The organism is Stenotrophomonas sp. 05L414_2 (genome assembly GCF_056397905.1).
The window spans coordinates 1-6,158 of the sequence record NZ_JBFTOJ010000214.1; the positions used below are offsets into that span (position 1 = coordinate 1).

Consider the following 6,158-nt stretch of genomic DNA (forward strand, 5'->3'; position numbering starts at 1 on the left):
AGGGTGGACAGAGCACCAGCAACGTCAGTGCTAAGAGCTGCATGGAAGCGTGTCTGCGCATGAAACCTGAGCGGATCATCCTTGCTGAGTTGCGTGGTGATGAAGCGTTCTACTTCATCCGAAACTGCGCCTCAGGTCACCCCGGCTCGATCACCAGTTGCCATGCCGGCAGCCCGGAACAGACTTGGGACCAGCTGGCGCTGATGGTGAAAGCATCTACTGAAGGGTCGGGTCTGGAATTCAATGTCATCAAGCGCCTGCTGATGATGACCATTGACATCGTCGTGCATATCAAGGCGCACGCAGGCTCGCGCTATATCACCGGTATCGATTTCAATCCTGGGCGTGCCCAGGGGCAGGAGGGCTGAACAATGCTGCCAGGACTGGAAATGATGGCGTGCCCGGAAATGGCCGTCTCGATGGACGTGATGCAGCACGTCATCAACGTGGAATCCTCGAGCAACCCCTACGCCATCGGCGTGGTAGGTGGTGCCTTGGTGCGTCAGCCCAAGGCCCTCGACGAGGCCTTGGCTACCGTTCGCATGCTTGAAGAGAAGGGCTACAACTTCTCCATCGGCCTGGCCCAGGTCAATCGCTACAAYCTGGCCAAGTACGGTCTGGAYTCRTACGAAAAAGCMTTYCAGCAATGCCCGAATCTGCAGGCRGGCTCRCGYATCCTYGCTGAGTGYTACAAGCGCTCRGGMAAGGATTGGGGMAAATCTTTCAGTTGCTATTACTCGGGCAACTTCGAAACCGGCTTCCGCCACGGCTATGTGCAGAAAGTCTATGACTCGATCCGTCGTGGGCAGCAGGTTGCTTCCAATGGCGTGGCACCCATCGACGTCGTAACCCGTGGCGAGCGGCGTACCGTCAAGGTCGAGCACCATCCACAGCTCGCATCACCGGCACAGGCGAGAATCGTCGCCCAGGCCAATGGTGCCGTCTATGTGCCGTCCAACGACCCGGCGCGCGCCTATACCGTTTATCCGTCTACCGGTGCGATGGCGCGCGGGAGTCTGGTCAATCTTGCCGACCAGGCATTGTCGCGGGTCGTGCTGGGCTCAGTCGACCGCATGATGCAGCCGCTGGCGCAGCCGGAGAGCGCCTACCCGCAGCAGCAGGGCTACCCGCAGCAGACTGCTGCAGCACAGGCTGGTCAACCGCAGAAGATGCCACAGCATCTGCCCGGCGCAACGGCCGGTGGCGGAGAAAGCCCAGTCATGCTCCAGCGGTGGGGCGAGCAGAAGACGCCCGCCGCGGCCGCCAACAACATGTACAACGCGCCGGCGCAGCCCATGCCCGCGCAACAGATTCCCCCAGGGGATGCGGCCTTCGTGTTCTGACGAAGTCGTGGTACGACCGGTCCCCCGGCTGGTCGATTCAGCTGTGTTAGTCCATCAACAAGGAAATCAATCCATGAAGCGATTCAATCTCGACCTCGTCCAGGCCCAGCGTACGCTGAAGACCATGCTGATGGCCGTCGCATTCGCTGGCGCTGTATTTGCTCCGCAGGCCTTGGCAGGCGGCCCTGACTTCGGTGGTACCGACGGCAAGGTCTGCGGCTTCTTCACCAACATCAATGGCCTGCTGAACATGGCCTCGATCGCAGTCGTGACGATCGCCGTTATCTTTGCCGGCTACCAGATCGCCTTTGCCCACAAGCGCATTGGTGATGTCGCCCCGATCCTGATCGGCGGCGTGTTGATCGGCGCTGCGGGCCAGATTGCGCGCATGCTGCTCGGCAAGGAAGCGGGCAACTGCGACAACGTTGGCGGTGGCACAGAGGGTGCTGGTATGGCGTTTGAAATGATCAAACACGCCGTTCAGTACTACAGTGCATAAGAACGTTCTGTTCCGGGGGTGCACGCGCCCAGCGATGTTCCTGGGCGTGCCTTACCTGCCATTTTTCATGGTGGCAGGTGGGTTGTTGCTCCTCAGTATGTATACCAACTTCTGGTTCCTGCTGACCATCCCTGTGGCCGTTTTCATCATGCGTCAAATGGCCAAGCGTGACGAGATGATCTTCCGGTTGCTGGGGCTGCGGCTGATGTTCAAGCTACGGGTCCGCAATGTGCAGGAACACGATGGTATGTGGGTGTTCAACCCGAATCACTATCGCAACAAGCCAGCCCGAATGGATTGAGGGCCGGATCCGGCCGCGCGGGCGTCCATCGCCCGCGCGGTCAACTCCGAATTTTCGTCGGCAGTACCCTTTGGAAGCAGTCGTATGTTCAGTCCAGACACATCCATCAGCGAGTTCATTCCTCTGTCGTCGCATGTAGCCCCGAACGTGGTGAAAACCACCGGCGGCGATTACCTGCTGACCTGGCACTTGGAAGGGTTGCCGTTCGTGGGGCGGGAGGAATGGGAGCTCGAACATCGGCACAACACCTTTAATCGGTTGCTGCAGACGCTGCGCGCACCGGATTTCGTCAATGTTGCCTTCTGGGTGCATGACATCCGCCGCCGTCGCACCCTGAAGGGCAAGAGCTACTACAAGCAACGGTTCAACCAGGACGTGTCCGATCAGTACATGGGCATGCTTTCCTCCCAGCGCATCATGCAGAACGAGCTCTACCTGACGATGATTTATCGTCCGGTGGTCGCGGGTAAGCGCTTTGTTGAGAAGTCAGCGAACGTCGACAAGCTTCGCGCCGAGCAGGAGCAGGCCGTCGAGAAGCTGATGGAACTGGCGGGCAACGTCGAGGCGGTCATCCGCGACTACGCACCGTATCGCCTCGGCATGTACGAAGCCAAGAATGGCGTGGTGTTTTCCGAGACGCTTGAGCTGTTCGGCTATCTGATCAACCGCATCGACGAGCCGGTGCCGGTGCTGTCTGCGCCGGTGAAGGACTATTTGCCGGTCAGTCGGCACATGTTCTCAGCCAAAACCGGTGATTTCGTCATCAATACGCCGAACGGTGCCAACCACTTCGGTGCGATCCTGAATATCAAGGAGTATGCCGAGGGTACATACCCAGGCATTCTCAATGGGCTGAAGTACCTGGATTACGAGTACGTCATCACTCATTCGTTCAGCCCGATGGGGCGTCAGGACGCACTGAAGGTGCTGGACCGCACCAAGGGCATGATGATTTCCTCCGGTGACAAGGCGGTCAGTCAGATCGTCGAACTCGACCAGGCGATGGACCACCTGTCTTCGGGCAACTTCGTGCTGGGCGAGTACCACTTCATCATGGCGGTGTATGGCGACAGTCAGGCCAAGCTGTCGCAGAACGTGGCTACGACCCGTGCCGAACTGTCCAATGCCGGCTTCGTGTCCACCAAGGAAGACCTTGCGGTCACCTCTTCGTTCTATTCACAGTTGCCGGCCAACTGGCGCTTCCGTACCCGCCTTGCGAACGTGAGCTCGCTGAACTTTCTGGGCTTGGCGCCGCTGCACAATTTTGCCACCGGCAAGCAGCACAACAATCCGTGGGGCGATTGCGTCACCACGTTGCAGACGACCAACGGCCAGCCGTACTACTTCAACTTCCATGCCACCCACCCGTCGGAAAATTCGCTGGGTGAGAAGGCGATCGCCAACACAATGGTGATCGGTAAGTCAGGTACCGGTAAGACTGCGCTGATCAACTTCCTGCTCAGCCAGGTGCAGAAGTACGAGCCGTCGCCGACCATCTTCTTCTTCGACAAGGACCGAGGTGCGGAGATCTTCGTGCGCGCCTGTGGTGGCAACTACCTGGCCCTCGAGAACGGTGCGCCGACCGGCTTCAACCCGTTCCAGTGTGAGAACAACGAAGGCAACGTGCAGTTCCTGGCGGACCTGATCAAGGTGCTGGCCGGCAAGCGCGAGTACAGCGCCCGCGAGGAAGAGGACATCTATCGCGCGGTGGAGAGCATGCTCGACACGCCGATGCACCTGCGCAGCATGACCAATTTCCAGAAGAGCCTGCCCAATATGGGCGACGATGGTCTGTACGCGCGCATGCGCCGCTGGACCTCGGGCAATTCGCTGGGTTGGGTGTTCGACAATCCGGTCGATACCGTGGATCTGAGCAAGGCCAACATCATCGGTTTCGATTACACCGACATCATCGACAACCCTGAAGTGCGCGTGCCGGTCATCAATTACCTGCTGCACCGACTGGAGKMGCTGATCGACGGTCGCCCGYTGATCTACGTGATGGACGARTTCTGGAAGATCCTSGACGGTGAGGGTGGTTTGAAGGAGTTCGCCAAGAACAAGCAGAAGACCATCCGAAAGCAGAATGGTATGGGTATCTTTGCGACACAGAGTCCGGAGGATGCGCTGAAGAGCGATATCTCCGCCGCGCTGATCGAACAGACTGCCACCTTGATCCTGCTGCCGAACCCGAATGCCAGCAAGAGCGACTACATGGAGGGCCTGAAGCTGACCGAGGCCGAGTTCAAGGTGGTCACCGCGCTGGACGAGCGCTCGCGCTGCTTCCTGGTCAAGCAGGGTCACGCTTCGAGCGTGTGTCAGCTCAACCTGCGCGGCATGGATGACATCCTGTCGGTGATCTCGGCGTCGACCGACAACATCGACATCATGCACCGCGTGCTGCAGACAGCAGCGGTACGCGCCCGCGTCACTGTGGACGAGTTGACCCCAGAGCAGTGGCTGGAAGATTTCTACAAGAATCGAAAAGGCTCGGGCAAGGCCAAGTTGCCTGCCGAAACCGATGCTGCCTGACGGTCGAAGAACAAGGATGACAATGATGACTTCCATTCCCGTGGAGAACGACATGAACAACGCGACCCACACCCGCAAATCCGGCCGCAGCCTGCGCCAGAAGCGCTTGGCTGCGATCCTGCTGGGCAGCATGGCGGTGTTTTCGAGCACTCCAGCCGGCGCCAGTGGCTGGCCGGTATTCGACCTGAGCGGCCTGCTCCAGGCTCTCAAGGAGTTCGCGCAGAACAAGGAGCAACTCGCCGCAGATGCGGTGGAGTACGGCGAGCAGGTATCGCGATGGAATCGCACCTTGCAGGAATACCGCGATGCGTTGGTCAAGATTCAAGGTCTGATCAACAACTTTGGTTTGCCGCCCGGGGCAACACTCGAGCGTGTTCCAGATGACTACATGGTTGCTGAAGTCTGCCGTACTTCGGCAAGCTTCAGCGCAGGAAGCCTACTGAAGAAGTTCGTCCTCGACACCTCTGGCGATCTGTATGCGCAGCAGCAGCAGCTCTGCGTGAACATTCAGATGATGGAGAACCGTAAGCGCAACGAGACGGTCGAGTTCCTTGAAAAGACTATCCCCAGCATCAATTCGACACTGGGCGAGATCATGGGATGGCGCTTTGGTGCGGGCGGAAATGAGGCAGGCACCGTGTCTGCGGTGAACAGCGACTCGCTGCGTACGGCGAACGACATCGCCAAGCTGCAACAGGAATGGGAGGCCCGTATGCGGTCCTACGACGCCTATGAGGAATCAATGAAAGCAAATCAGCGCGTGTTGGCGCGAGTGGCCTTGAAGGRCAAGCCGGGTGTGATATCGCAGCTGGTCAAGACCGCTGCACTGAAGGGTGCATTGAGCATCGACTGACGTCACTCGGGGCAGGTGCAAAATGCACCTGCTCCATGAAGTTGTCCGGTAGGGATACATCAAGGGATTGCGGAAATGATCAGGTCGATTGCCAATTTTGACTTCAATGGCGGATTCCAGGATTTGATGGGGCACGTGGCGCGTGTCCAGTCGATCGGGGATTTCGTGTTCTTCAAGTTCATCTTCGACTTCCTGCGAAGCAAGATAAACAAGTTCGGCATCGACATGATGGGGCACATGATGCAGTGGGTCGGCGGCATCGCCCTCACACTCATGACGCTCTGGGTGCTGGTGCAAGGATTCCGCATCGTGACCGGTCGCAGCCGCGATTCCATGATGGTGTTGGTGACCAACATGGCCCGCGCGGCGTTGATCGTCAGTGTGGCCACCACGATGGGGATGTTCGGCACCAACCTGCATCGCTTCCTCACCCACGACGTCAAGGAAGAGATTACCCAGGTCGTTACTGGCTCCAACGAGTCGCCCGAAGAGCAGATCGACAAGAGTCTGGCATGGATGCAGGTTGCCCTTTCCAGTATTGATGCTATCCAGATCATGAATGACGGGGAGCTGCTTGAGGACAAGAAGCGGGCGCTGTTCTTCATCGGCATGGGCACCGCTGGCCCAGCC

The 6,158-nt window shown here is 58.7% G+C and carries 7 protein-coding genes; all 7 read left to right on the top strand.

What is annotated here, in order from left to right:
- The coding region (locus AC1DJN_RS20035) for an ATPase, T2SS/T4P/T4SS family (RefSeq protein WP_478039937.1) at positions 1 to 368 on the top strand (368 nt) is incomplete at its 5' end.
- Between the two features lie 3 nt (positions 369 to 371).
- Positions 372 to 1,343, top strand: a complete 972-nt coding sequence (locus AC1DJN_RS20040) for a lytic transglycosylase domain-containing protein (RefSeq protein ID WP_099784621.1) — start codon at positions 372 to 374, stop codon at positions 1,341 to 1,343.
- A gap of 73 nt (positions 1,344 to 1,416) precedes the next feature.
- Positions 1,417 to 1,842 (top strand): TrbC/VirB2 family protein, encoded by a 426-nt coding sequence (locus AC1DJN_RS20045; RefSeq protein ID WP_032976210.1) that lies wholly within the window; start codon positions 1,417 to 1,419, stop codon positions 1,840 to 1,842.
- Positions 1,835 to 2,143, top strand: a complete 309-nt coding sequence (locus AC1DJN_RS20050; RefSeq protein WP_032976209.1) for a VirB3 family type IV secretion system protein — start codon at positions 1,835 to 1,837, stop codon at positions 2,141 to 2,143. The genes AC1DJN_RS20045 and AC1DJN_RS20050 overlap by 8 nt, the downstream gene beginning before the upstream one ends.
- A gap of 84 nt (positions 2,144 to 2,227) precedes the next feature.
- Positions 2,228 to 4,675, top strand: a complete 2,448-nt coding sequence (locus AC1DJN_RS20055) for a VirB4 family type IV secretion/conjugal transfer ATPase (RefSeq protein ID WP_478039939.1) — start codon at positions 2,228 to 2,230, stop codon at positions 4,673 to 4,675.
- 25 nt (positions 4,676 to 4,700) lie between these two features.
- Positions 4,701 to 5,528 carry a hypothetical protein gene (locus AC1DJN_RS20060; protein WP_478039941.1) on the top strand — a complete coding sequence of 276 codons (828 nt, stop codon included), beginning with the start codon at positions 4,701 to 4,703 and terminating at the stop codon, positions 5,526 to 5,528.
- Between the two features lie 75 nt (positions 5,529 to 5,603).
- A partial coding sequence (locus AC1DJN_RS20065) for a type IV secretion system protein (RefSeq protein ID WP_478039943.1) occupies positions 5,604 to 6,158 on the top strand: 555 nt, incomplete at its 3' end.

Excerpts from the sequence above, each read along its gene's own strand:
- AC1DJN_RS20045 (WP_032976210.1), top strand. The coding sequence starts at position 1,417 with ATGAAGCGATTCAATCTCGACCTCGTCCAGGCCCAGCGTACGCTGAAG.